Source organism: Halodesulfovibrio oceani subsp. galateae (assembly GCF_055397225.1).
Map to the genome: position 1 here is coordinate 1180768 of NZ_AP042453.1, position 24289 is coordinate 1205056.

A 24289-nucleotide genomic window follows, 5' to 3' on the forward strand; every position below is an offset into this window, starting at 1 on the left:
GCTATAAATTAATTAAGCAGATTGCCGATCAGCAGGTAGGACAGAAAGTGATACATGCGAGGTTCATTATGATTACCGCAACATTGAATGCAGAAAATGTGCTGGCGAAACCTTTGGCGCAAGTAAACGCGCAATTGGCTTCTAAGCAGGATGAACGACTGGCAATGCCGCTTGCGCAACACAACGAGATGATTCAGCCGAATGTGGTTGATTCTGTCGAGTTGTCTGATGAATATCAGGCGTTGATGGCGGGAGAAGTTGCCGGCGTGCAGTTTGATGCAAACGCACATGCGGGAATTATGAGTACTGCCGGAGCAGCACCCACCTCTGTTGAAGTAAGTGACGGGTATACAGAAGCACGCATGAACGCCATGCCGGAGTCTCCCACTGTGGAGGATGTGAAGAAAGTAATAATGCGCAAAATGTCCCGCGCAGCCGATGAGGCCTTCTTCCGTGGCGATCAGCATACAGGTGCAGTAAACCATGCCACTATTGCAGCACAGATGGGTGCTACAGTTCCGCAGGCAGCGCTTGATGTACAAACAGTTCAGAGTGTTCAGTCCGTATCGACTGCACAGCCTGTTCCTCGTACTTCCGGAGCTGTGGGATACAAACCCATGAGTTCCCGCGCGGTTTCTTCAACTGCGCAATCGAGCATCCGTGTAACAGCGTAGAATGTATGACGGTGGTTTGTTGGTTTCACTCTTTACGCATATGAATGTTTGAGTATGACGAATATTCAGTATGTAACGGTACAAGTATCATGACAGGGGTAGTATTCTATAAATCTTAGCATGATGCATCTGCTAGCCTGAGTTATGGTGGTTGTGCTTTAGGATGGAAACCTTTTGAGAAGAAATGCATCTCGCTATTTTCTCAATGAAGCTACCTGCTATGTGTTCCGCGCGTCCTTTTTAAAAAAGCTCCGCTATTACTGTTTGTTGTCGTGAACAGTACTGGCGGGGCTTTTTGTTTATTTATCGATGGTTATAGAAGGAATGAATGAGCCTTTGGTGATGCTGTCATAGAAAAAATGCCATTTTCCATGTGTGTTTATATATATAAACAACAGGCGAAAACATCATTTCCGACACCAATTAGGCACCAAGCTTAAGATACCTCGAATCGGTTATGGGTGTGCATCAATCCATACTCTTTGGCTCTGAGTGTCAGGGGTTTTGTGTTCAGAGCCTCATAGCTGGTTACGATTTTAACACGGTGTGGATTCTCTTTAAATGTAACGGGATCAGCATAGTCATCGAGTACCATTCTTCTTGGACTCGAGAGGGAGCATGACGTTTAAGTACTTAAGGAGTCCTTGTATGCCATTAGTGTTTGTTATGATGTTGTAGACACAAGACTTGCTAAGAAGAGCTTAACACCACGCGTTGTTGAAAGAGAGATTCTCGCGAATGTTCTGGTTCATCTTATTAAGTTGAACTAATTAACCTGAGCTCGCTATTGCATAATGTTTAGATACTGATTCATAGTTAGCAGTTAGCAGTTAGCAGTTAGCAGGCGGCAGGCAACTTGTATCCAGCAGGTGCGCGTAGCTTTGTGAAAGGTCAGTTGAGGGTGTGGTAGACGTATCCAGCAATGAAATTTGAGATAGCGAATTTTAAGACATCTGAGCAAATCTCTTTTTATGAATATTCTGATTTGTCGTCAGCTCTGTATTTGCATGGGCTCGAACGTGCTTTTTGATGAACTTGTTTAAAAACGTAAGAGTATCTCTAAGATGTAATGGCTTAGGCGTGCGGATAAAAAGAAACGCGGCAGGAGAGGCTGCCTGTGTTGTTTATGTATCGCCAAAAGACACCACAATCGAAATTCTGTCGAAATTTTGTCGATCAGGCCGTTATCCCTATATGCAAAGACAGGTGTAAAAAGCGCGGGGGTCTCCATGTTTTGAAACAAAAGGATTTGTCTATTCGTAGATTTGTTCTCCTAGACAACTTTCCCAAACCCGTTTTTACACTCTGGCGAGTTGACTCCGTTTAGCCTGTTTACATTACGAGCTTCCATCTCCGTTAAAAACTTCCACATCTGCGGCATAGGACATGGCAATCGGAGAACTGCGCACAAGCTTAGGATACTTTTAAGCAGTATGCCGGGAAGAAGGGACTTGATGTGTTCTCAGGTAAAAGAGTTGTACTTCCTAAGACGAATGCCACCTTCACCTATAGCGTTATGAAACCCTTTTTCAGAACTAAAAATCAGCCACTTAAAAAGCTCTTATGGATTTAACGTTGTCAGCGTTGCACGTACCTTTGGATCGAGAGTCCTGAAGGTCGCAAAAATGTTCTGCGCTGTTTTCCATGTGGTGCCTGTAATCTTTAAATACGCATCTACAACAATGTGCCTACGTTTCGTTGCATCGAAAGCGTAATGACTGATGGCAATGCATTTATATACAGTATGGTAGTAGATGATGCCGTTCTGATTTTGAAAAAGGATATGCTCTGGCGGAATCCGCTTCATCATTAACGTGTTGTAGTCGAACGCTGAGCCGTCCGTTGAGAAAGCGTGAATACCTGCTACTGATGTATTGTTGGTAACAAGCGTATACCATTCGTCATCGTGCGTTGGCACGTAATCCTCTTCCAACGCACTCGGGAGCTTAGAAATGCTGTTGTTTAACGTGGAGCCCATAGGAGCGTATAACGCGATAGAGCCTCGTTTGACTGTCATAGAATTCGTGTCTGGATAGATGATCGGCAACACCTTTTTCTTTAACGACGCAAAATAGGCAAGGTCATCAGCGCGCTCTTTTTTTTGCGCATTTTTTAAAGTCAGTAGACGCGGATCGCTTTCTTCAACCCTAATGCATGTGACGTTCTTTTTACTGCCTACTTCGCATGCCTTAATCCATAGAGTGTACTTGATGGAAAACGAGGTTTCGCTTTCACGTTTAAAGTTCACATTTGCATTAGGGAATACAAGGCGTTTGTTACCGTTGGCATCGGGCTGCAACGAGCTTATATTTTCCACATTTCTACGGAAACGGTGCAGCTGGTTATTCTCGTTGTCAAAATAGAAGTAATCGTTTTTTTGCGTTGCAGATTCTTTTTCATTGAACGCTTGGCAGGCTGCGAGTTGATCTTCAAGAATTGAATTAAACAAGTTCTCCACCAGAGGAGGGTGCTCATTCAGGGGAAGTTGCTCACTTTCTAAAAAGAGTGGGCTGATAATTTTTTGCAGAAGTTTTTTTGTCCTGCTTTTCTCATGAGGAATGTCTCGCAGGTTCGTAACTTGACCTGTTTCGATGTCGGAAATGATGTAGAAACCACGTTGCGGCGGGAGGTAGTTCTTTTCGTAAAAATCATACAGAAATATACAACCTATGATGAAAAGAGCCGCGCAGCAGATGCGGGTAATTAGTTTTGTATCAGACATGAAGTGGTACCACCTTAGAACATGGGGAATAGGAATTTGGGAGAAGTGGGCAACTATGTAGCTCGTCAGGGTAGTTTTTGGAAGAGGATGCCTTTCAAAAGAATTGTGCAACTTCGAGAAGAAACAGGTGATGGTATGCTAATTACATGTGCCGTGCGTTGCGGCGGAGTGTGCCCTTCTGAGTAGTGTGTGGTGGGGGGGAGCGAAAAAACAAAAGTCAACGGCTCATTATTAAATAAAAAAGCGAACAAATGGTGCAATCGCAAGAACTAGATCATCTTCTGATAATAAACATTTTGCCATGCGTTGCGGCGGGAGGTGATGTTTTGAATAGGCTGTGGCGGAGTCGCTTCTATCGAAAGGACAAACAGCAAGGGGAGGAGCAAAAAAAAGCGGACATGATGTCCACTTGGTGAGAAAATGATTGGCGGTAATTTTCAAAAGTCTCTGATGAGGCGATGCGGGCTTCACACCGCCTCAAACAGGCACTCTGTTTAGTACAGAGTGTGTGGGCTATGGACTATTTCTAAAGGAATCCGGTGTGAAAAGCGCTCTGAGCAGAAGCTTTTTGCACGGACTTATTTAAAAACAACCCTTAGCCTAACTTTCTAAAATTTCTTTTTTGAGATTATCAGGAAGTTCAGAATGCATACGTACTGCAAAGCTGCTGCCTTCCCCCTGTTCAGATGCTACTGAAATAGTACCACCGTGTTGTTGTACTGTCTGGTTCGCTACAAACAACCCGATGCCGGTTCCCGCAGACCCTTTGGAAGAAAAGAAGAGCGTAAACAGCTTCTCCCGTGTTTCCTGTGACATCCCTGTGCCGTTGTCGGTAATGGTGAAATCGATCGTCTTACCATCTGTACACACTGAAAACTCTACACAGTATTCGGCTGTCGAACGTGCTGCTTCACAAGAATCAACGGCATTTTCTAAAATATTTACAAGAGCTGAAGACAACCCGCCATAATCTGCCTCGATGGTGCCGTCTTCCGGCACGATACAGTTGAAGGTAACGCCCTTAGCCTCGGCTTTAGGACGAATGATGCTTTCAATCTCCCGTACAAAGTTTGGCAGAATAATTACTTCCCAGTTTAGCGAACGCTCTTTTGCGTAGTGCAGAATATCCAGCACCATTTTACGCAAACGATCGATAAGGTGCGAAAGGTCGTTGTAACTATCTTCAATGCGTTCCGGCTTATCCAAGTTGATGCCGGTACCAAGGCGATAGATGCCGCCATCCAGTGCTGTAAGCAGTCCTTTAATACCGTGCGCTGTGGAACCCAGCAGCAGGCCAAGCGTTGAAAGTCTATCCTGCAAAGCACGAAGTTGCGTGATGTCTGTAGACATCTCCATAACTTCAGCAATGTTTCCTTCCACGTCACAAATAGGAGCTGTCCAGATAAGTACGTTACGTTGCTCACCAGTTTTCGTGGTGATTACTGTTTCGTACTGATGGGTTTTGCCGTCTTCAAATGTCTTCATAACCGGACACTTGTTACATGGCGTGTCCCTGTGGGCATAGAGTTTGTGACAGCTCTTGCCGAGTGAACTGCCAAAATCTTCGCGGAACCGTCTGTTGTTCGCGATGATCTTGAGGTTCTTGTCCTGTACGCTAATGTAGCAGGGGGATTCTTCAAAAAGCTGTTGGTAACGATGACGAGTAATACGCAACTCTTCCTGCATACTTTGTACTTCTGTCACGTCTGCTGCCAATTCAAGCACTAATTCAATGGTGCCGTCATTGTCCAAAATAGGCACAGCGTTAACCTGTACCGGCAGCTTCTTCCCATTTTTATCTGTAATAATTTCTTGCGAAGATTGGGCATCACCAGAAAGCAGAACGCGTTCAACGGGTGAGCTGTCAGGGCGGCTTACATCGTTTTCTTTGTATGCCCACCAGCTAGGTTTGCCTGTGGAAGGGCCTATGCGTTCGTTGAATAGCGGGTTTGTGGAAACGATTTCGCTGTCGGCGTTGTGCACGGAGACAAAACAAGGCAGCTGATTGAACATAGAAGCGCCACCATCGATAAGATTAACGATAGTGCGTAGTCCATCTGCAAAGCCTTCTGCAATTTGCAGCGCGGCAAGTTGTCGTTCCTGTTCCACGAGCTGTGTTGCCTGTTCGTCAACAAGGCGTTCAAGGTCGCATGTGTACTGGTTGATCTGACGACGCATATCAATGCGTTCGTGCGCACGTTTAAGTGCAATCTCCAATGCGTCTTCGTTGATAGGCTTAGTGATGAAGTCGGTAGCGTTACTTTTGATACTCTGGATGGCTAAGTCCATGTCGCCGTGGCCGGTGATCATGATAACTTCGGTATCCGGAGCTTGAAATTTGAATCGCTCAAGTAAGTCAAGGCCGGTTATTCCGGGCATCTTAATGTCCGTGAGCACAATCTGCGGCTCATATTTGTTGAATAACTCAATGCCTTCTTCGCCGCTGGCAGCTGTGTGTACAATGTATCCTAGATCCCGCAGCGACAGACCTAAGATCTTTCGAATGCCTTCCTCATCATCCACAAGCAGGATCGTGTGCAACATTATTCCTCCAGCGGGTTAGCGAGGATTTGTTTGGTGTTCGGCGTTTCGTTGTTTTTCAATTGCCTCCGGCGGCTGGGGAAAATCTTTTTGTAAAAAGGTTATTCCCCAGACCCCGTTCCAAAAACTTTTATCAGGGCTGATTGAAGTGTTGAGTACATCTAAGTCTAGCAGACTAAGTGTTCTCTCCACAAAAAAGTCAGCCTTAATAGCGGTCAATGCGGGTACTGGGCAGCGCCCTTGTTCTTCGAGAGAGCCGCCGGAGGCAATTATCTTCAATAACTTAATCTTTGTCAGCCAGCGCACTTTTGATAATTTCAAGCAGTGCATTAGGATCGAAAGGTTTTTTTAGCGACGCAACAGCGTTTTTGATAGCGAGATGGATACCTGGCAGACCGCTGATTACGATAACCGGAGTGTTTTCGAAGCCTGGTTCTTTTGCCATTTTGCGGTAAAAGCGTGGGCCCCATTCTTCCGGCATTTCCAGATCAAGAGTTACGAGATCCGGTTTTTCGCGCTTCAGCACTTCGATACCTTCGGCACCATTAGAAGCTGAGCAAGTTGCGTAGCCATTATCGGTTAAAATATCGATAAGGTATTTAACAATATATGGATCGTCATCAATGACAAGGACTTTATGTGGCATTGTAGACACTCCTTGGTAGTAGCAGGTTATTCGGAAACACTCTGGTTCAGCAGACCACGTACGATAGCGAGAAGCTTATCAGGGCTCGGGGGCTTTTCCACATAGGCTTCGGGCGGTGCGAGTTCCGTTTCCGATATACCTATCATGTTAAGAGCGTGGGCAAAACCCTCTGGAGCTACAGCAGAAAGCATCACTACCGGCACATTTGCCAGTTCCGGCGTTGTTCTAATTTTCCGGTACATATTGATTCCGCCCCATTCGGGCATCATCACATCAAGTACGATTAAAGATGGCTTGTTAGCGCGCGCTTTATCGTAACCTTCACTGCCGTTACGGGCACTTTCTACCCGCATGCCACTTGTTTCGAACAGCGTCTTTAAGAACAGCCTGAAACTGAGTTCGTCATCTACTACAAGTACGCGCGGTGTATTCATGTTTCACCTCTAACCAGCTTGTGTCACTATGCACGCGACACGCTGGCGACAGGGCAGGCGGAACGGACAACAACCTGTTCAATGGTGCTGCCGAGTTCTGCGTCTTCTGCTGGAACTTCAGCAGTATGGTGTGCCATGATGATAAGGTCGGCTTGTTTTTCCCGTGCGAATTTAAGAATTTCAACGTACGGGGTGCCTTCCCAAATTTCTACATCATAGTTGTCATAGTCTTTCAGTTTGGAAACATAGCGTTCGTCAATTTTCTTCTGTGCAGATTCGAGCTGACGTTCAATGTCACTCTGAGACGGGAACAGACCCATTTTAGAGCTGGTCATATCGAATGCGTGGAAGATATTGAGCTTTGCGCCAATTTCCTCAGCGGTTGTGCGTGCAAACTCAAAGGCATTATCTGCTGCAGGAGAAAAGTCCGTACAGTATACGATATTGGAGAAGAGTTTCCAGCAAGTTGTGCATGGTCTGTTTACGATGAGCACAGGGCACTTGGCGAGGCGTGCTACTTTTTCCATAGTACGGCCTACAATGGAGCGGGAACGGGCAGATTCTGGATCATCGTCACGGGTGTTTGCGCCCATAACAATAAGATCAACCCCTTCCTTGCGTGCAAAGCGCAGGATTTCTGTAGCAGGAACGCCAACGGCAAGTTCCAGTGCTGTTTTTTCGTAATCAGCCAATTGAGCCGCATATGTTGTAGTTAATTCTTCCATTACCCAGTCACGGTAATCGGCATCAACTGTTTCTTCTTCGCCGGAGCGAAGGTCGGTTACAGTTGTGCTGAAACCTCGGGATGGAACGCCTAGCACATGCAGAGTATACAGTTTAGCATCGTTTTTTTGTGCGAGATCAAAAGAAACCTTGGCTGCGTTATCGCAAGCGGGAGAAGCTGATGTAGCGAACAGAATTTTCTTAAACATATGCTACCTCCTGAGGCTGCATGTAGGGGAACCACCTTGGAAACTAAGCTCCCAGGCAATTCCTTCGATTACTTCAAAGAGAGAGAACGTAGTGTTACAGTAAAGCTCACTTGTTCTGTCCCCGAATAGTACATGACGCATTTGGCCAAGTGAAAATGGCATGTCCAACAGGCTTTCGAGACGGAAAAACCGCAACTCATGCCTGCCAGTATTGTTTATGCCGCGTACCAGAGTATGGATGTTCATTTCCGGCGTACCGGGAGCACCTGTCATCTCCAGTTGTCTATAGAGCTCCAAATGCGTGAATTCCTCTGTCGTGCATCCTGAATCTTTGCAGGCAGCCGCATCGCTGCAGGCTCCCTGCAAAAAAAGATTCAGGCGAAGTACATCTGGATACGCAGAAAACAAGGAGAAGAACGAGCGCAGTGTCACTCCATCCTCAAGCACAACCTTATTACTAAGGCAGCTGATAACATCCGTAATGGCTGTATTGTTCAGCCGGAGTGTTCCATCATGTGCCAAGGTGAGTTCTTCCATGCTGCTTCTCCTGTTTACATGCTATTTTTGAGGCTGGTGGCAGGCTTTACACTGCACAGGGCCTTTGTTCTGTTGTTCGTGACAAGTGATGCACTGTAAGTGGAAGGCTCTGCGTAATGGTGTGACACCTTTCTGCTTTTTCACGGTGTGGCAGTCTGCACAAGGAAGTTCTTCATCATATTCAAGAACTTTCTTGCCGTCTTCACTACCGTGGTGGCATGCAGAGCAGTCATCATCCAGGCCAGCTTTCTCGTTATGTGCATCGTGGTCAAATGCTGCAGGTGCATATTTGAACGGCGCAAGCTGCGGTACGTCCATTTCACCTTCCGGCATGCCTTCAGCGAATGCGGATGCTACCGGAATGGTCAGCATGAGGGCAAAGACCATCAGTATCGAAGTGAGTACTTTGTTCATGGTGCTCTCCATTTATTCCGGTTTTTCCATTAACTCATAAATGAGGTCGCCGAGGAATTTCAGTTCAATTCCAAGGTCGTAATGGTGAATAACATCTTCAAGGCCGCCGTGGCAGTTATGACACGGTGCGATGCAGATTTTAGCGCCGGTTGCTTTAAGCTGGTTGGCTTTAGCAAGGTTGCCTTCTACACGAACCTTCTTGAATGGAGGGCCACAGTTAATAACACCACCGCCTGCTGAACAACAGTAGTTGTGCTCACGGTTTGGATACATTTCTACGATGTTGTCACACAGCTGGTGAGCAACATAACGCAGTTTATCCATAAGGCCGTAACCGCGGATGATGTTACAAGGGTCATGGATGGTAACTGGTTCCTGAATTTTGTGGGTAAGCTTTATGCGACCCTGCTCAAAAAGTTCTGCAAAGAACTCAATTGAGTGTACTACAGGCACCGGATAGTCTTTCCAACCAAGCCAGCGGTTACCGTTATCGTAAATGGAACGGAATGCGTGACCACATTCGCCCATAACAATTCGGCTTACTTTAAGCTTCTGCGCCAGTTCAAAGTGCTGACGTTTCAAGCGACCCATCATTTCAAAGTCGCCTGAGTACATACACATGTCACTGTTATCCCAGCCCGGCATGGACGGCATTGTCCAGTCACAGCCAGCCTCGTTCATGATAGCAGCAGCCTGATAGATGAGTTGGGTACGGAACTTTGGTTCCGGTGCGATAACGGAGTAATAGAAGTCAGCGCCTTCTTTATCCATTGGAATACGAATATTCGGGAATTCTTCCCGTGCTTCATCTTCCTGCCAGAAAAGGCTGTCTACCCACTCGTCATCTTTTACCCACATCTGGTTCATGGTAGCAGAGTGAGAGTTTGCGGTATCCTGAAGATACTGTGGTGTTACGCCAAGCTGGTGACAGAACCGACGGATGGTGGTCATAATGTAGGCCACGTCAATACCGATCGGACAATAGTGCACACAGCGGCGGCACAAGTTACATTCAGTGTAAGCAATCTGTGCCATGCCGTAGATATCTTCAGGAGTTACTTTACCGTCTGCGGCAAGTAACTTTGTCATGGTTGCAGAAACCTTACCTACAGGGGAGTAGGAAGGATCGTTGTCATGAGATACGAAGAAGTGGCAAGCCTCTGCACACATGCCGCAACGCATGCAGCTTTCGGAGAAGGCTTTTAACTTGGCACCGGTTTCATTATCAATGAGAGCTTTGAATGTCTGCTGGATCTTCTCAGTAGTAAGATTACTTACACCGAAGGAAAGACCTGCATCCTCAATTTTTCTGTCTTGAATACTCATTTATTTCCTCCCGCCCGTTACCAGTCTTTACAATGGCGGACACCGCCGAATTCAGATCCGATGTAGGCTCTGGTGAACAGGGCGAACAGGATGTGAGCAAGACGGGTAAACGGAATGGCAACGATAAGAGCTTCTGCTGTGAGTACGTGCAGCAGTGGCATAATTTCTCCGCCTACGCTCCATGAACCGAGTATTGCTGTAACAAAAGGAGCCGCAACAAGACCAAGGCTAACCCAGTCGTTAGTGCGGGTAACAAAGCGAACAGTCGCGTTAGTAAGGCGGCGGTACACAAAGTAACAGCAACAGGCGATAACAATAAGTGTAAGCACATCAGCAGCTTTAGTTGGCAAGGTCGGGTAGGTGATACCAAACGCATTTTCCAAAAGAATCTGATGAGGAGTTACAAAGATAACCAAAACAACAAAGCAAATATGAAACACAAAAGTAACTGCAGTAAGAACTGGATTTGCTTTCCAACCAAGTGATTTGTAAGGAATAAGCCAGTTAAAAATTGAGCGGAAACTAAACTTCCAGCTCATGTAAGCTACAGATGACGCATCTTTTTGTTTAGCAAGGGAGTACATGGACCACAGGCGCCACACTGCGGTTACAGCCAAAATGATGAAGGCTGCCCATGCTAACGGTCCTACAGCGAAATTGTAGAGACTGTTCATAGCGAAATCTCCAGTCGGTTATTTAGGCACATTAGCGACAATACGCAGAGCTTTTCCATCGTGCAGACCACGAACAAGAACTTTGCTGCCATCTGCATTAAAGATAGGGTCAAAGCACATATCAAACTCGCCGCCAACAGCCTTGCCGTTAACGAGTACAGTGTATCGTCCGTCTTTACGTACTTTAGCAGCAACCGCATCGCTGTTCGGACAGAACACAGGCTTCCACGCCATATCGTATGATCCATCCCAAACGGAACCGTTTACACAAACACGCCAATTTTTATTCAATGTGTTTGCCAAAGCAGCAGCTTTTTTTCCGTCAGGAGAAACAGCAAGATCTGTCACAACAGGAGAACGCATAGCCCAAGGCTTGTCGTTTACTGCAACAGAAAATTTGCCGAACTCAGGAGCAACAATCGCGTAGAGGTTTTCGCCGTCTGCGCTGTACTGCTGATGCCAACAGTTAGCGTAAGTGGCTTGCCATATGAGTTGTCCGTCCTTAGCCATACCCCATTTTCCACCCTGACGAACAGGAGCAACAACGTGCTTGCCGTTAGGTGTAAAACATGGGTTCCACACACCCTGGTAGGTATTATCCCAAAGGGTATTGTCTACAATAATACTGTAATCGTAGAGGTTGAGTCGCACCTGAGCAGCAACGCGGTATGCGTTGTTATCGAATACAGGTGTCCATAAATTCATGAGATTGTTATCCCATGCAACGCCGTCTACTGCGATGGAGAAAATACCACTGCGGAATGTTGCAAGGTCAGCCTGAGCCATAGACTTAACCTGAACGACTGCCGCTGATTTTGTACCATCAGAGCTCAACGTAAAGTTGTTAGCGTTTTCAAAAAGGTTTTCCCAGATTGCTCCGTCCACAGACATGCCATACCTCATGTCTTGTTGAACAGCTGTGGCAACTTTGTTGCCGTCAGCACTGAACAATGGGGACCAGACAAAGCCGTAGGTTTCTTCCCAGGCATTGTCTCCTACCATCATGGTCCACTCTTCGTCCTGCATTGCGTAGCAGCAGAGTTCGCCATTGGCAGCGTACTTAAGTTCCCACAATTTTTCGAATGTGTTTTCAGAAACACTATCATTCGTCCGTATTGAGAACTCAGCATCATCTACACAGACAACGGCAGAAGCCTTTTCTCCGTCAGGAGAAATGAAAATCTCTTCTTGCCACTTGTGGTTACTGTCGGGCGTCATGTCCGCAATAGTGCGCTGACCGACCTCCCAATTCCACATTTCAGTTTTATACATGCTGGCCTCCTTGGCCATCCAAGGGTTAACAGACGTTCCTTTTGTCAATACACATGGCAAAAGGGAGAAATATAGTTGCAAACCATATTTCCCTATTTCGTTAATAATGTAGCACAGACAAATGGAAAAACGGTCAATAAAAATGAAATTAATACGTAACAAGCGCGGTGGGAAATACCCTTAGTCACATCAATGGTTTATAATGTTCCTAAAAACAACATGTTACAAACTCTATTATTGCGATTATAACTCTACTATTTTGGTATGTAACTCTCATTGCAGTTCGATCTACGTTCTTTTTTGGCACTAGATGTGTAAAGTAGAGTGCTCCGGTATTAAATCGATGCACAAAAGTATTTTGAATGCCAAAGTACAGTCTATGCGGACTACGTATTATCATGCAGTATTCATTAGAGAAATAAAAAAATGAAAAAATATAAACTCTACACCGTTAGTATAGAATAACACGAGATAATACGACTATTCGCGGTAATTGCTTACAGTTTAATAAAATGACAAATGCATAAAGATGAGGGTGAAAAAGCAGTAGCGACGCTGTTTTTAATATCTACCACTGTAGTGTGGAATTAAAGTTAGATAAATTAACTTGTTAGCGAGTGCTTGCAGATGGTGTGTTTAAACGAGGAAAATGAAATAAAAAAACTCAGGATCACATATAATGATGTGATTCTGAGTCTTGTAACACAGGTGTGTATTTTACTGGGTGGAGGGAATGAGCAAACAGCGGCCATCACTCCACGCCATGCATCGTTCTGCCATGCATTTTCCGTGATCCGAAGTGTCGTCTTTGAAACGGAAGGCAAAGTCTGCATTACCTAGTTGAAACGGACAGATAAGCTTTTTGGCTTCTTCGGGTGAACGCTTTGGTTGTTGCATAAAAATCTCCAATTGTTGCTTATGCCACAACTCAAACTTGATTTTTATTATAAACTTGTGAGATATAGTTATATAGCTTGAAAGTCTTTTTATTTTCTTGACGCATTATGCGTAACTATTTGGAGTATAACTATGGGGGGGAAAGATGAGAGGACAAAAGAAAAGCGGTTAGCTTTTTCAAACTAACCGCAAACGTGTTCCGTGGTGGTGGGGGGAGGATTTGAACCTCCGAAGGCGTACGCCGACAGATTTACAGTCTGTTCCCTTTGGCCACTCGGGAACCCCACCATGTATGGTCTTGCTAGGAATTTGTGTTCCTTGGCAACGAAAAGGGTTCTACGCATGGCCACAAAATTTGGCAAGTGAAAAGTTAGTTTTGTAGAAACGATCCCCTAAGGGTAACCACCATTTACAACAGAAAAATGGCTAAAATGCAAAATAATGTTTGCAAATTTGGAAAAGAAACCTTAGCCAACACGTTAGAATTTTTCGTTATGTGATTTAGATCAAGAATAACAGAGACTAGAAGTTATACAAATGAAGCAACGCATTTCGTATCGTTTTACGAACGTTCGAGCATGCCTCACAAGATCAAGATTGAATGCGCCAGTTCTTTTTTGATGCAGACCCTACGCATGTTTTTAAAAATGAAAGTGAAACGACGGAAGAAAAATCAACTCAAGGAGGGGACAATGTCTAAAGCAACACATAAGACCGAACCCAAGAGCAGATATTTTTCAGATAATTTGTTCAGCTTGATGGCTGAACTGGCAGAAGAGATTGAAGCACTGCCATCTGGTTTACAGAAACGACTAAACGGCGTGGCCGATCAGCTATTGAGTGAAGTATACAGTCAGGCAAAGTTTGAACGCTCAGTGCCTGTTACAAGAACACCACAATAGAGGTCGGAAATTATTAACCTTGAGTGTTCTCTTTCGAAGCCTCAAGCGTGCCTGCTGCAGGCGCGTTTAGAGCTGTCAGATTGAGATAGCCGCATGAATGCAGGTAGTACAGCCGAGTCCGTTGCGGGGCTCAATAAAAACTGGGCACTGGAGATAGCTTGAATATGTATTCACAGAAGTTCAAGTGCACAGGTGGAACCTGCTGATATATGAACGACTTTGGGGAGTCGGGATATGTATAAACTTTTATTTGCGGTAAAATAGATTCTACTGATGAGATTACATAAAAAAGCCAGTCCTAGGACTGGCTTTTTTTAGTTTAATAGCTGTTCGAAATTGTCGCACGGTACTTCATCAACACGAACAGTTTCAAACAAGACTTATCAAACACATAAAGTAAGCTTGGTTAGCCTTCGCTAGATAGCTCAAATGTCAGTTCTAATTCGTCTGCATCTTTATCTGTAAGTAACCATCGGCAGGTACGTTCTTCAATGGTTGCTGAATATGTTTTGCCAAGGGTCAATGAATTGAACCACAGCTCATTTGTTGCAACGAGCATGAGTGTTTCTTTAGTAGTTTTAGGCGTTGAATCTGTTCCGCCGCTGCAAAGGCTGAGAATGGTACAGTCTACGACTGTAACGTCTTTGCCATTAAAAATGATATGTTCTTCTAACATGGTGTCTCCGTATGGTGTACGTGGGATACTTTTTTATTTTTTACGACTATGCTGGTTGAGTTTTATGACAGTATCATATGTTGCCTCGACCTGCTTGGTAGACATTAAACGCAAAAAAGCCAGTCTTTCGACTGGCTTTAATGACGTGGTGGTGGGGGGAGGATTTGAACCTCCGAAGGCGTACGCCGACAGATTTACAGTCTGTTCCCTTTGGCCACTCGGGAACCCCACCTGCTTGTGCTGTTGTCCGTGGGATATATTCCCTGACAACGGAGACGGTTTCTACGCATGTCGTATTAATTTGGCAAGCAAAAAAGGTGAAAATGATAAAATAATTGGATAATCAAGTTATGGCTTCAATAACTCAGTGTGACACGAGTGCGGTTCGAAGTGTTGATGAGTATTAGCTATAAGTTTCTGTTAGCTGTTGTAACGTAGCATCAGGCTGTGGTGCCACTTGTGTGCAAAGAGGTCGGTCTTCTATTGGCTAACAGTTGTTCATTCTCTGAATATGAAATAATATGGTTAACGAGAGTTACTACAAAGCTGCTCCACAGCAGTCGGAAATATAAGGACAGGTGATGACATGGCAAATGAAAATGGAAGAGTCACAAAAGTACTTTCGCCCGTAAGTGCAGGTATTTTAGCTCTTGGAATAGTGGCGGCAGCGGCTGTTATTATGTTGGGTCTTGTCAATTTTCGTGGCTCAGAGCGTTATGTGACAGTAAAAGGGCTTGCTGTAAAAGATGTTGAGGCAAATATGGCCTCGTGGTCCATAAAGCATGTTGTAACAGGTGATGATCTCTCAGCATTGCAGGTGACAATTGAAGCAAACTCTAACTTGATTAAAAAATTTCTGATAGACAGTGGATTACCTGAGGATATTAAGTTTTTTAAAACTGTTGATGTGCAGGATCGTTTTGCCCTTACGTATGGTCAAGGTGCACCTGTTGGACAGCGCTACATTGTGTCTGAAACTATCACAGTTCAGACCGATAAGCTTGATGCCATAGATCGAGCGTATCAAGGCGTTGGTGAGCTGATAAAACAAGGTGTGAGTATAGTTAAAGAAGGCCAGCCTGGATCAGGCAATCCTATCTATATATTTACACAGTTGAATGGTGTTAAGCCTGAAATGATTCATGCCGCGACCCTCAATGCCCGAAGTAGTGCTGAGCAGTTTGCAAAAGACTCTGGGGCAGTGGTCGGAGCGATTAAACAAGCGAATCAGGGTGTCTTCCAGTTACTCCCAAGGAATTCAGGGGAGATGTATATGGAAAAATTCTCGCGCTATAAAACGATACGAGTCGTTTCAACGATCAAATTTTATTTGAAATAGATGATAAAAAGCCCTTAGTTACTAAGGGTTTTTTTGTGCTATGTTGTGTGGCTTAGCTGCAATTACAAAAGGCTTACAGAAGTTACTCTGTAAGCCTTTTGTTTGTAGATTGAGAAGTTGGCAGATGTGTGATCGTCAGGGACGATTGTCGATAGTGCTTGATTCTGTCGATGGCTGCTCTGTAAAGCTTGTTGACTAAGTCTTAACGGGCAGTTGCATGGTGTGGTAGGATGCAAAGATCCTAGGGGGTGTCGTAGACGAAATTTTCTTTGTGGGAGTAAAAATAGCCTACAATAATAAGCGAAGGGCAAAAAAATGCGATGGAGAGTTTGTACTCTTCATCGCATTTTGTGGAATTGCTTTTGTAACCGAGTGACAGTGTGCGCAAATATGAGTGGCGCGTAGCACTAACAATCAGAAAAAAATGAACCGTAGTGATGTCGTTGGGATTGTTTCGAGAGGTAGTAGAGGAGTGGAGGTTTTATTCTGTACGTTGAATTTAGAAGACACAAAAAAAGCCAGTCTTGCGACTGGCTTTAATTACGTGGTGGTGGGGGGAGGATTTGAACCTCCGAAGGCGTACGCCGACAGATTTACAGTCTGTTCCCTTTGGCCACTCGGGAACCCCACCTGTACTGGAGCTGGCGATGGGACTTGAACCCGCAACCTGCTGATTACAAATCAGCTGCTCTACCAATTGAGCCACGCCAGCAACGAGAAGAGTAACTATAGATACTCAAAGTTTTTGGCAAGCAAAAAATGAAAAAAAGTGAAATTAAGTATGTCGACGGGCTGATAGAGTGACAGATTCAGGCTTTTGGTCATTTTTGAAGCCTGCAAAATTAGATTAGAGCAACTTTTTTTAAACAAATGGAAAATATTCAATCGAAAGCCTGCTCATGAAATTCATACAGATGAGGGCAAATCGAGATACTTGGAATTTTACGAATGAGCAGAGAATGAAGAAGTGCTGTGAGTTTTTTAATTAGATGGAAAAAATAAGTGTGAGAGGTGTCCGGCTTGAGACATTCTGGTAAACCAGATGATGTAGTCGAGAAGTCTGAAGAGTTTTGTATGCACAGTCTTTTTTACCTAGGAGAACAACAAATTGATTCTGTGCGTCAAGTTTGGAGGACACAAAAAAAGCCAGTCTTGCGACTGGCTTTAATTACGTGGTGGTGGGGGGAGGATTTGAACCTCCGAAGGCGTACGCCGACAGATTTACAGTCTGTTCCCTTTGGCCACTCGGGAACCCCACCTGTACTGGAGCTGGCGATGGGACTTGAACCCGCAACCTGCTGATTACAAATCAGCTGCTCTACCAATTGAGCCACGCCAGCAACGAGAAGAGTAATTATAGAGACTCAAAGTTTTTGGCAAGTAAAAAATGAAAAAAAATGAAATTAAGTATGTCGACGGGCTGATAGGGCGATAGAATCAGGCTTTTTGCTGTTTTTGAGATCTGTAAAATTGATTTTGTGCAATGTTTTTTAAGCGGATGGAAAAGGATCAATTGAGAAGATGCTGAGATGAGTCGAAGTAAGTATGTGCTGAAGCGCTGGTAGCAGAAAGCGAGTATGCGATGAGAGTCTTGCTTTTTCTGTACACGGTAAAAAGAAGACGCAAAAAAAGCCAACCTTGCGATTGGCTTAAATTAGCGTGGTGGTGGGGGGAGGATTTGAACCTCCGAAGGCGTACGCCGACAGATTTACAGTCTGTTCCCTTTGGCCACTCGGGAACCCCACCTGCTTTTCGTTGTCTGTGGAAAGTATTCCCTAACAACGGAGATGGGTTTTACGGATGAGTCATCAAAATGGCAAGCAAAACATTCAGTTTTTTTCAAATTAACGAAAGGTTAACGATAGATACAAATGCTCTTTTCTGTTTTTAGTTTGAAAAACAGGTTGTTAGCCATTGTATGCATACTTGATGATATCCACAGTAAAACTAATGAACGACATAAACAAAATCGCAGAATAGAAGCGGGCACCTATGGACCAGACAGGAGCACCCTTATATTTATCTGCGCTACGCCACAACGCAACACACATGAATCCCGTATATACAAGTGCTGCTAGAAGCCAACCGACGCGCATGGTGTCAGTCGTATTAGGTGCTCCTAGAGCATATTTGTTTACAAAAACGCTTACCACTGTGCCTATGATCATGCCGAAAAACCAGAAGGTGATGTACAGCGGTAATTCTCCGCGCCATAGTTTTGCCAATGTCCCCATATTGTCCTCTGTAGTTAAGAGAGTTCGTTTCACTATAGATTACTTGGGGATAAGTTCATTTATTTATTTACATTTCACTCATTAAGTTTCGGGGGTGGATGTGAGATTTGAAAATCTTGGTGCAATATCAAAAAGTCCCATGCAAAGGCCAATTGTTAATGCTGCTTCATACGGTTCGGGCCGTGGCGTTGCCTCTGCCAACTCCTTCATCTCCTGTTGCGAAAGTTGCAACGTAGGCATGCGTAAATAGATTTCTCCGTTGAATTGCAGGTCAACGTGTACATCAAGTAGTTTTAGTGGAGGAAACAGGTTGTTAAGGCAGTTTATAGCTATGCGCTGTTCTCTTTCGGGAGGTGTAATTATGGAAAACTCGGCCTGTGTTATTTGAATAGGGTCAGAGGTGAAGGTGCCGTTTTCCAGAAGCAGAAGAGCGTCAACAGCCGTGCTTTCATGAGTGATGTCAATCGATGGATAGTCGCGTTTGAATAATTTCTTAACGGCTTCGGCTGCTGTGGTTTCTTCTTCATGGCGTTGAATAATGTGAAGTGTCTTGGGGATGCCAAGAATGGGTGCCTGTTTAAGTACGCTCAGAGGTGAAAGGGGGGCGGTGCCATTTATAAGTAACGATCCGGCGCTACCTGTGAGGTAATAAACAATTGAAGTTGACCGAATATATAGACCGTCTACATCCATTCTAGCTGTCTCGGTTGGAAGAAATCCTGCACCGTCCGGTGTAATTTCATAATACATCCCAGTCCCTCCATAATGCAGAGTGTCCGCATGTATGCAAGTTTCAAAATGAAACTTTTTAATTCTGCTAACCACTTATGTTTTCAGTTAAAGAAAACTTTCATAAAAAAATGAACATGAATAAACGTACGACAAAGCATATGGTCAAGCAATTGATAATTCTGAGTAGTTGGGATTTGTGAGATTTTTGCAGATTATTTACAAGTTAACATAATCATATAGGCTGGAGAAGTCCGCTTAGAGATAATGTTGTAATAACATGCTGGAATCGTTGCTTCCTAGAAGTGGAGTCAGTACGTACGTTTTAAGTAAGGGATATGGATTGTTAGTGATTATGGAAGGGGATAGATCATTAAATTGCGCTAGCACTTGTCCGTGATGAAATCCGTTGCATAAAGGACATGTGTTTTACAACAATTCTAGTTCCTTAGTTAGCAGAGTCTTGTTGCTAGTTTCTTCCTTGATCTTGCATTAAAGGGCTTACTTTTTTGATGGGCTTCTCAATAATGGCAGGGCGTCTCTTTGTGAAGATTCAAGAGCTAACATTAGCCTGTGGAAGTTTGCGAGATGCAACAAAGCGTGCAGGTTGAATTTTTAATAAAAAACTCCCCATCATTGTTTAAATGATGGGGAGTTTCACTCAGTTTGAAAACAGCCTTTCGGCCATTTTACTTCTACATAAGTTCTTTGCCAGCTGTGAAGGCGGCGTAGTTGCCAGCCCACATTTTAGCAGGAGTCACATTTTTAAGAGCGCTTAACCAGCATTCTTCAGGCAGTGTGCTGAATGGTGCCACGGTGCTGAGTGCGCCGAGCATTACTACGTTTGCACAACGACCTGTTGTGTCGCCAAGCTTAATAGCTTCGCTGAGGATGTCGAGTTTGATTACATTGTAGCCTTCAAGCAGTTCAGCAATAGCGTCGTCAGACGGGTACTGTTCTGCATCAAAGCCCTGTGGAATGATGGCGGTATCAGCAAAAAGGATCGTGCCGCCGTCTTTAAGCATTCCGAGGAAGCCAGGGCGCAGGAGTTCACTTTTTTCCATTACAATAAGGGAATCTGCGGTGCCTGGAATAATTTGCGGGCTACGAACTTTACCACATGCAAAGGTAGAGATAACTGGGCCGCCCATTTGAGCCATGCCGTGTGTTTCACCTTTGATGATGTTTTTGTCGCCGTAACCGGCTGCGAATGCAAGCTGCGCAAGTACTTTGCCAAAGAAGAGGTTGCCCTGACCACCAACGCCGCGAATGGCGAGGGAAAGACGTTCTGGGCGTGCTTCATCGGAAAGTGTAGGAACAGTAATTTCTTGTGGAGGCTCTGGAAGTACAACAGAAGATTTTTCCACTTTAATATCTTTTGGATCTATAACGGAGATAGCACCTTTCGGGCACATCTGCATACATGCCGGAGCCTGTGATACACAGCCGGAACAGATGTTGTTCCATACTGGCTGGTCGTTCTCGTCAAGGCTTACACCGGAACAGATGTTACAAGCGCCACAGCTGATGCATTTTTCAGGATCTACAGTGAGCTTCTGGTTGAATGCAGATTTAGGCACTTTGCGGATACAGGTACCCTGTACAACGAGAGTGGTGAATTTGCCTTCGTCGGCATCTGCAAGGGCTTTTCGTAAGCTCTTTCGAATGTCTTTGTAGTCGTATGCATCAACTTCAACAACGTCGGTGCCCTGCGCCCGGAGTGCGTCTACCATGACAAAACGGTTTTTATCACCGGCAAGGTTAACAGGAGAGCTTGGGCTTGGCTGGCCGCCAGTCATTGCTGTCCATTCGTTATCAAGAACTACTTTTACACCGGCAACGTGTCTGAACACTGTGTTACGGGTTGCGTCCATGCCGCTGTGACATTCTGTACCATCACCGATGAGGCTGATACATTTGCTTGCAGACTCTGGCTTGGACAAAACGTAGCCGGCGCGTTTGCTTTCGCTTGCGCCCATTGCAAGACCGGTATCCAGTGCGTTCATGAAGTAGAGCAGTGTATTACAGCCGATGTCGCCGAAAATGGCTTCAAGCTGGCCGCTCTTTTTCATGCGTGATGCAACCTGAGCAAAGAGACGGTACGGGCAACCCGCACAGATCATTGGCGGACGTGGAACAGGCTGAGCTTCTACTGTTTTTGAAGTAATTGTTTCACCAAGGAGTGCTGCAATGCTTGCAGGTGTCCACTCGGTTACTTTGCTGAACTGAGGCTTGCCGATAACGGTAAGGCCGGCAGCTGCACATTCGTCCTGTAAGTAGCGGTAGCCGTCATCAAGAACGTATACATCGCCTTCAATGGATGCACAGAAATCTTTCATTTTCTGGAGAGGAAGCGGGTTGGTGAACCCGAGGGACAGTACGTCAATATCGTTGTCGTACAGCTCTTTGTATTCTTCCATGTACAGAGCATTTACGCCATATGCGATAACGCCGCGTTTGCCATTACCCTTAAGGTGAACGTTCAGCGGGCTATCTTCGATGTACTGGGTGAGGGCTGGCATGCGCTCATCCATAACGCGGTCGTAACTCATACGAGCAAGGTTAGGCAGTGCGTTAAGCTGGCGCATTGGTGCAACTTCTGCAAAATCGCGTGTTGCAGTTTCAGCAAGTGTTACCAAGCCTTCACTGTGGCAAAGTACGCCGCTTGGCTGAATGATGACTGCGGTGTTGAATTTGCGTGCGAGGTCGGCTGCAATTTGGGAGGACTCGTACAGTTCCTGATGGTTACGAGGCTCAAAAACTGGCACGAATGTACTTTTGTATAAAAGATGCGGGTCAATTACGTGCTGAGTGGAGCTAGGTGTAAAGTCTGTTGCTACATAAAGAACAAGGCCACCACGAGGAACAGAGAATGTTGCGAGGCTTGTGAATACGTCACCGGCCTGAAATAATCCCGGAATCTTCATGGTTACAACACAGTCGCGACCAGCAAGGGTGTGTCCGTGTCCAACAGCAAGTGCAACTGATTCACTAACAGACCAGCCAACAGTGATCATGTCCTGAACTTGCGACAAGCCTTTGTCGATTACTTCAGAACTAGGAGTGCCGGGGTAGCCGTCTACGGCATGGATGCCGTTGCGTACACAACCAGCAGCAAAGGCAATATTGCCCTGCAGGACTGTTTTGTGTCCGTGTTCCTCAGTACATAACTTCTTCATAACATTCATGGTTTACTCGCTCGTAATTGAAATAAAGTAATGGTGCTGTGCGTTTTTCCATGGCAGTTGAGAAAAAAACGCCAAACAGCAATGTAATTATCTGAGTGTGTGTGCTAAACACAAGTAGTGCAAACTTACGTTTGATTAGTCATTACACAGGTGTTGTTTTTATACAAGATTACACCGTGTTAAAAGGCGGTATAAAAGCCGAGAATCAGCGGTTTAAGCCTGTTACGTGTAACGTGACATCTTGTGCCTGCGTGTAAAAAATGTGGAAATCATTTGTACCGAAAATTACAAATTTGTCCAGCGCTAGCCAGTATGTGATGGATTTTGAATGAAAATGAGCTGTAAGTTCGTCAGTGCAATATTGCACCCCGTGCATCTTTTGCAGTGATTAAACAAAAAATAGAGGTATCAACACTCTGATGATTCTGGACTGAAATATTTTTCCTTGGGTGCATCCGCTTATTAAAAATACTTGGTGAAGTAAAAAATAAGGCTGTTAGAACATGCGCAAACTATTGAACTATTTTTATCAAATGTGCTATAAGTGACGCTTCTTGTTACTGGTGCAGAGCAGGAAGTTTTTTGACGTGACCACGTTTAAGTCACCGTGTTGCTTGGGGAGCAATGCAAAAAGCGACAAAAGAGGGTTTCAATGCGCTATATATTTTGTGCTGTTCTTGCTATGATTCTTATTGTGTCCGCCGTGCAAACGGGTCAGGCAGAGGTTAAAGAATTCAAGTGTGTTGACGTGCAAAGTGAGAATGTTCAAAAAACAAACTTGCGCCGTATGCGCGCAGCTGTGGTTGTGCCGGAAGCACACCTTTTATCAAAAACAGATTTGATAGACACCGCGAAAGCAGCCGCACTTGATCTGTTCAAACAAAGCAAAATGCAAGTCATTGTGGTTAAGCTGTATCCATCCGAAGACTATGCAGAGTTCTTCCCGCAAGTTCTTGATATGACCTATGCGCCAGATTCCATTGGTTGGAACGGTAATCCAGCCTCCACATGGGTGGCCTATATTGCAGAAAAAATGCCTACAGAAGAAGAAATGTTCCGCATCCGTACGTGGATTTTAGAGCAGGCAAAAAATAAACAGACAATTATCGATCGCAAAGAAGATCTTGCAAAGAAAATGAAAATTCCGGCAGACGACGTATATTTCCCTATCTTCAAGCTTGTTCCGTGCCTTATGGAAACTAATAGCTAGCTAATTCTTTATGTATCACGACAGACGATGCGAAGATGCAACAAGCTTTGTTGCATCTTCGCATCGTTTTTTATTTCCCCACTAAAGCGATAAATACACAAAATGAGAGAATACAATGTTTCCGAGGTGTTTTATGCTTTGCAGTACTCTGAAAAGTGAATGCAGAATGAACCGTGAGATGGCGTGATTCTTGCATTTTATGGCTCAGGAGAATGTTATGACTAACACAGAGACGACTACTGAAAATGAAGGTTTGCAGCAGATTGCTCAGCTGCAACAGCGCGCTGTTGAATTTGCAGAATCAGGCATGATGGAAGAAGCTGTTGAAGCTGCTTTGGTATGCATTGGACTGCAAGAGGATGTTGCACCTGATGACATGCTTCTAAGAGCAAAGCTTATTCAGAATGCAAGCCGCATTTTATTATTTTCCGGCGACATGGAGCAGGCAGAAGTTATTGCCAACGAAGGCATTGGCATTATGCAGACTGCTGAAGGCACCACTGCGGATGATATGGCGCACGCGTTCCTCAACCTTTCTTCCATTCTTTATGCGAAGAAAGATCTTGAAAACGCTTCACTCGTGCTCATGGAAGCCATCACAATCTGGACTCATGAAAATGGTCCTGAAAGTCCTGAAGTTGCAGACTGCCTCGGCAATCTCGGTCGCCTGCGTGAAGAACAGGGCAAGCCGGAAGAAGCAATTGAACTGCATCAGCAGGCAATCGATATTAAAAGGAAAGTGTTCGGTGATCATGAACAGACCGCGTTCTCACTCATGAACAAAGGTCTTGCACACATGCTCGCACAGCAGCTTCCAGAAGCAAAAGCGAATCTTGAAGAAGCGATTGAATGCTGCAAACGTATTGGTCAGGAAGATTCCGAAATGGCCAAAGCTTGTGAGCAGAATCTTCGCATTTGTCTGGATCAAATGTAAGTTCCGTA

General features: G+C 44.9%; 21 protein-coding genes and 7 tRNA genes. 5 read left to right on the forward strand and 23 right to left on the reverse strand.

Annotated elements, in window-relative coordinates; all coding sequences use genetic code 11:
• Window positions 1–68 precede the first annotated feature (68 nt).
• Window positions 69–674 (forward strand): hypothetical protein, encoded by a 606-nt coding sequence (locus ACZ5V1_RS05345; RefSeq protein ID WP_464390961.1) that lies wholly within the window; start codon window positions 69–71, stop codon window positions 672–674.
• A 1561-nt stretch (window positions 675–2235) separates the two neighbouring features.
• Here ACZ5V1_RS05345 and ACZ5V1_RS05350 read toward each other — a convergent pair.
• The 13 genes from ACZ5V1_RS05350 to ACZ5V1_RS05410 form a co-directional block, all read right to left on the reverse strand.
• A complete protein-coding gene (locus tag ACZ5V1_RS05350; protein WP_464390962.1) occupies window positions 2236–3396 on the reverse strand; it encodes a hypothetical protein in 1161 nt (386 codons plus the stop codon).
• A 600-nt stretch (window positions 3397–3996) separates the two neighbouring features.
• The gene (locus ACZ5V1_RS05355) at window positions 3997–5940 is read right to left on the reverse strand and encodes a response regulator (RefSeq protein WP_464390963.1); all 1944 of its coding nucleotides are present in this window, start codon (window positions 5938–5940) and stop codon (window positions 3997–3999) included.
• Window positions 5941–5955: 15 nt separating this feature from the next.
• A complete protein-coding gene (locus ACZ5V1_RS05360) occupies window positions 5956–6216 on the reverse strand; it encodes a hypothetical protein (RefSeq protein ID WP_464390964.1) in 261 nt (86 codons plus the stop codon).
• Between the two features lie 4 nt (window positions 6217–6220).
• A complete protein-coding gene (divK, locus tag ACZ5V1_RS05365; RefSeq protein WP_464390965.1) occupies window positions 6221–6583 on the reverse strand; it encodes a DVU0259 family response regulator domain-containing protein in 363 nt (120 codons plus the stop codon).
• Window positions 6584–6609: 26 nt separating this feature from the next.
• Window positions 6610–7017, reverse strand: coding sequence for a response regulator (locus tag ACZ5V1_RS05370; RefSeq protein ID WP_160713600.1), 408 nt, complete (start codon window positions 7015–7017; stop codon window positions 6610–6612).
• Window positions 7018–7043: 26 nt separating this feature from the next.
• Window positions 7044–7949: a universal stress protein gene (locus tag ACZ5V1_RS05375; RefSeq protein ID WP_160713602.1), complete on the reverse strand. Its 906-nt coding sequence runs from the start codon at window positions 7947–7949 to the stop codon at window positions 7044–7046.
• A 3-nt stretch (window positions 7950–7952) separates the two neighbouring features.
• Window positions 7953–8486 carry a hypothetical protein gene (locus ACZ5V1_RS05380; protein WP_464390966.1) on the reverse strand — a complete coding sequence of 178 codons (534 nt, stop codon included), beginning with the start codon at window positions 8484–8486 and terminating at the stop codon, window positions 7953–7955.
• 21 nt (window positions 8487–8507) lie between these two features.
• Entirely contained in the window at window positions 8508–8900 is a 393-nt protein-coding gene (gene tmcA / locus ACZ5V1_RS05385) for an acidic tetraheme cytochrome c3 TmcA (RefSeq protein WP_464390967.1), read from the reverse strand.
• 12 nt (window positions 8901–8912) lie between these two features.
• Window positions 8913–10226, reverse strand: a complete 1314-nt coding sequence (tmcB, locus tag ACZ5V1_RS05390; RefSeq protein ID WP_464390968.1) for an electron transfer complex ferredoxin TmcB — start codon at window positions 10224–10226, stop codon at window positions 8913–8915.
• A 17-nt stretch (window positions 10227–10243) separates the two neighbouring features.
• Window positions 10244–10900, reverse strand: a complete 657-nt coding sequence (gene tmcC, locus ACZ5V1_RS05395) for a TmcC family electron transfer complex membrane anchor subunit (protein WP_464390969.1) — start codon at window positions 10898–10900, stop codon at window positions 10244–10246.
• 18 nt (window positions 10901–10918) lie between these two features.
• Window positions 10919–12172: an electron transfer complex subunit TmcD gene (tmcD, locus tag ACZ5V1_RS05400; protein WP_464390970.1), complete on the reverse strand. Its 1254-nt coding sequence runs from the start codon at window positions 12170–12172 to the stop codon at window positions 10919–10921.
• 717 nt (window positions 12173–12889) lie between these two features.
• On the reverse strand, window positions 12890–13069 hold the full coding sequence (locus ACZ5V1_RS05405; RefSeq protein ID WP_464390971.1) for a hypothetical protein: 180 nt from the start codon (window positions 13067–13069) through the stop codon (window positions 12890–12892).
• 202 nt (window positions 13070–13271) lie between these two features.
• A tRNA-Tyr gene (locus ACZ5V1_RS05410) sits at window positions 13272–13357 on the reverse strand.
• Window positions 13358–13761: 404 nt separating this feature from the next.
• Between ACZ5V1_RS05410 and ACZ5V1_RS05415 the strand changes: the two genes are divergently transcribed.
• Window positions 13762–13971, forward strand: a complete 210-nt coding sequence (locus ACZ5V1_RS05415) for a hypothetical protein (protein ID WP_373793861.1) — start codon at window positions 13762–13764, stop codon at window positions 13969–13971.
• Between the two features lie 406 nt (window positions 13972–14377).
• Here ACZ5V1_RS05415 and ACZ5V1_RS05420 read toward each other — a convergent pair whose 3' ends face one another.
• Both ACZ5V1_RS05420 and ACZ5V1_RS05425 read right to left on the reverse strand, forming a co-directional pair.
• Window positions 14378–14647 (reverse strand): hypothetical protein, encoded by a 270-nt coding sequence (locus ACZ5V1_RS05420; RefSeq protein WP_160717970.1) that lies wholly within the window; start codon window positions 14645–14647, stop codon window positions 14378–14380.
• A 146-nt stretch (window positions 14648–14793) separates the two neighbouring features.
• Window positions 14794–14879 (reverse strand) — tRNA-Tyr (locus tag ACZ5V1_RS05425).
• A 354-nt stretch (window positions 14880–15233) separates the two neighbouring features.
• On the opposite strand from ACZ5V1_RS05425, the gene ACZ5V1_RS05430 reads away from it, so the two are divergent.
• Window positions 15234–15986, forward strand: a complete 753-nt coding sequence (locus ACZ5V1_RS05430; RefSeq protein WP_464390972.1) for an SIMPL domain-containing protein — start codon at window positions 15234–15236, stop codon at window positions 15984–15986.
• Window positions 15987–16531: 545 nt separating this feature from the next.
• Here ACZ5V1_RS05430 and ACZ5V1_RS05435 read toward each other — a convergent pair.
• The 8 genes from ACZ5V1_RS05435 to ACZ5V1_RS05470 form a co-directional block, all read right to left on the reverse strand.
• A tRNA-Tyr gene (locus ACZ5V1_RS05435) sits at window positions 16532–16617 on the reverse strand.
• A gap of 5 nt (window positions 16618–16622) precedes the next feature.
• Window positions 16623–16698, reverse strand: a tRNA-Thr gene (locus tag ACZ5V1_RS05440).
• Window positions 16699–17159: 461 nt separating this feature from the next.
• Window positions 17160–17245 (reverse strand) — tRNA-Tyr (locus ACZ5V1_RS05445).
• A 5-nt stretch (window positions 17246–17250) separates the two neighbouring features.
• Window positions 17251–17326: transfer RNA gene (locus ACZ5V1_RS05450), tRNA-Thr, on the reverse strand.
• Between the two features lie 320 nt (window positions 17327–17646).
• Window positions 17647–17732, reverse strand: a tRNA-Tyr gene (locus ACZ5V1_RS05455).
• Between the two features lie 161 nt (window positions 17733–17893).
• Window positions 17894–18220 (reverse strand): hypothetical protein, encoded by a 327-nt coding sequence (locus ACZ5V1_RS05460; protein WP_464390973.1) that lies wholly within the window; start codon window positions 18218–18220, stop codon window positions 17894–17896.
• Window positions 18221–18301: 81 nt separating this feature from the next.
• Window positions 18302–18970: a hypothetical protein gene (locus ACZ5V1_RS05465; protein WP_464390974.1), complete on the reverse strand. Its 669-nt coding sequence runs from the start codon at window positions 18968–18970 to the stop codon at window positions 18302–18304.
• A 674-nt stretch (window positions 18971–19644) separates the two neighbouring features.
• Window positions 19645–22137, reverse strand: coding sequence for a 2-oxoacid:acceptor oxidoreductase family protein (locus tag ACZ5V1_RS05470; RefSeq protein WP_464390975.1), 2493 nt, complete (start codon window positions 22135–22137; stop codon window positions 19645–19647).
• 652 nt (window positions 22138–22789) lie between these two features.
• Here ACZ5V1_RS05470 and ACZ5V1_RS05475 point away from each other — a divergent pair.
• Together ACZ5V1_RS05475 and ACZ5V1_RS05480 are read left to right on the forward strand one after the other, a co-directional pair.
• On the forward strand, window positions 22790–23347 hold the full coding sequence (locus tag ACZ5V1_RS05475) for a DUF4875 domain-containing protein (RefSeq protein ID WP_464390976.1): 558 nt from the start codon (window positions 22790–22792) through the stop codon (window positions 23345–23347).
• 217 nt (window positions 23348–23564) lie between these two features.
• On the forward strand, window positions 23565–24281 hold the full coding sequence (locus ACZ5V1_RS05480) for a tetratricopeptide repeat protein (RefSeq protein ID WP_464390977.1): 717 nt from the start codon (window positions 23565–23567) through the stop codon (window positions 24279–24281).
• Window positions 24282–24289 lie beyond the last annotated feature (8 nt).

Bases quoted from the DNA above. Each gene is read 5' to 3' on its own strand.
- tmcA (WP_464390967.1), bottom strand. From the start codon at position 8,900: ATGAACAAAGTACTCACTTCGATACTGATGGTCTTTGCCCTCATGCTG.
- ACZ5V1_RS05470 (WP_464390975.1), bottom strand. From the start codon at position 22,137: ATGAATGTTATGAAGAAGTTATGTACTGAGGAACACGGACACAAAACA.
- ACZ5V1_RS05370 (WP_160713600.1), bottom strand. From the start codon at position 7,017: ATGAATACACCGCGCGTACTTGTAGTAGATGACGAACTCAGTTTCAGG.
- ACZ5V1_RS05480 (WP_464390977.1), top strand. From the start codon at position 23,565: ATGACTAACACAGAGACGACTACTGAAAATGAAGGTTTGCAGCAGATT.
- ACZ5V1_RS05415 (WP_373793861.1), top strand. From the start codon at position 13,762: ATGTCTAAAGCAACACATAAGACCGAACCCAAGAGCAGATATTTTTCA.
- tmcD (WP_464390970.1), bottom strand. From the start codon at position 12,172: ATGTATAAAACTGAAATGTGGAATTGGGAGGTCGGTCAGCGCACTATT.
- ACZ5V1_RS05355 (WP_464390963.1), bottom strand. From the start codon at position 5,940: ATGTTGCACACGATCCTGCTTGTGGATGATGAGGAAGGCATTCGAAAG.
- ACZ5V1_RS05460 (WP_464390973.1), bottom strand. From the start codon at position 18,220: ATGGGGACATTGGCAAAACTATGGCGCGGAGAATTACCGCTGTACATC.
- ACZ5V1_RS05465 (WP_464390974.1), bottom strand. From the start codon at position 18,970: ATGTATTATGAAATTACACCGGACGGTGCAGGATTTCTTCCAACCGAG.
- tmcC (WP_464390969.1), bottom strand. From the start codon at position 10,900: ATGAACAGTCTCTACAATTTCGCTGTAGGACCGTTAGCATGGGCAGCC.
- ACZ5V1_RS05430 (WP_464390972.1), top strand. From the start codon at position 15,234: ATGGCAAATGAAAATGGAAGAGTCACAAAAGTACTTTCGCCCGTAAGT.
- ACZ5V1_RS05375 (WP_160713602.1), bottom strand. From the start codon at position 7,949: ATGTTTAAGAAAATTCTGTTCGCTACATCAGCTTCTCCCGCTTGCGAT.
- divK (WP_464390965.1), bottom strand. From the start codon at position 6,583: ATGCCACATAAAGTCCTTGTCATTGATGACGATCCATATATTGTTAAA.
- ACZ5V1_RS05345 (WP_464390961.1), top strand. From the start codon at position 69: ATGATTACCGCAACATTGAATGCAGAAAATGTGCTGGCGAAACCTTTG.
- tmcB (WP_464390968.1), bottom strand. From the start codon at position 10,226: ATGAGTATTCAAGACAGAAAAATTGAGGATGCAGGTCTTTCCTTCGGT.
- ACZ5V1_RS05405 (WP_464390971.1), bottom strand. From the start codon at position 13,069: ATGCAACAACCAAAGCGTTCACCCGAAGAAGCCAAAAAGCTTATCTGT.
- ACZ5V1_RS05420 (WP_160717970.1), bottom strand. From the start codon at position 14,647: ATGTTAGAAGAACATATCATTTTTAATGGCAAAGACGTTACAGTCGTA.
- ACZ5V1_RS05380 (WP_464390966.1), bottom strand. From the start codon at position 8,486: ATGGAAGAACTCACCTTGGCACATGATGGAACACTCCGGCTGAACAAT.
- ACZ5V1_RS05475 (WP_464390976.1), top strand. From the start codon at position 22,790: ATGCGCTATATATTTTGTGCTGTTCTTGCTATGATTCTTATTGTGTCC.
- ACZ5V1_RS05350 (WP_464390962.1), bottom strand. From the start codon at position 3,396: ATGTCTGATACAAAACTAATTACCCGCATCTGCTGCGCGGCTCTTTTC.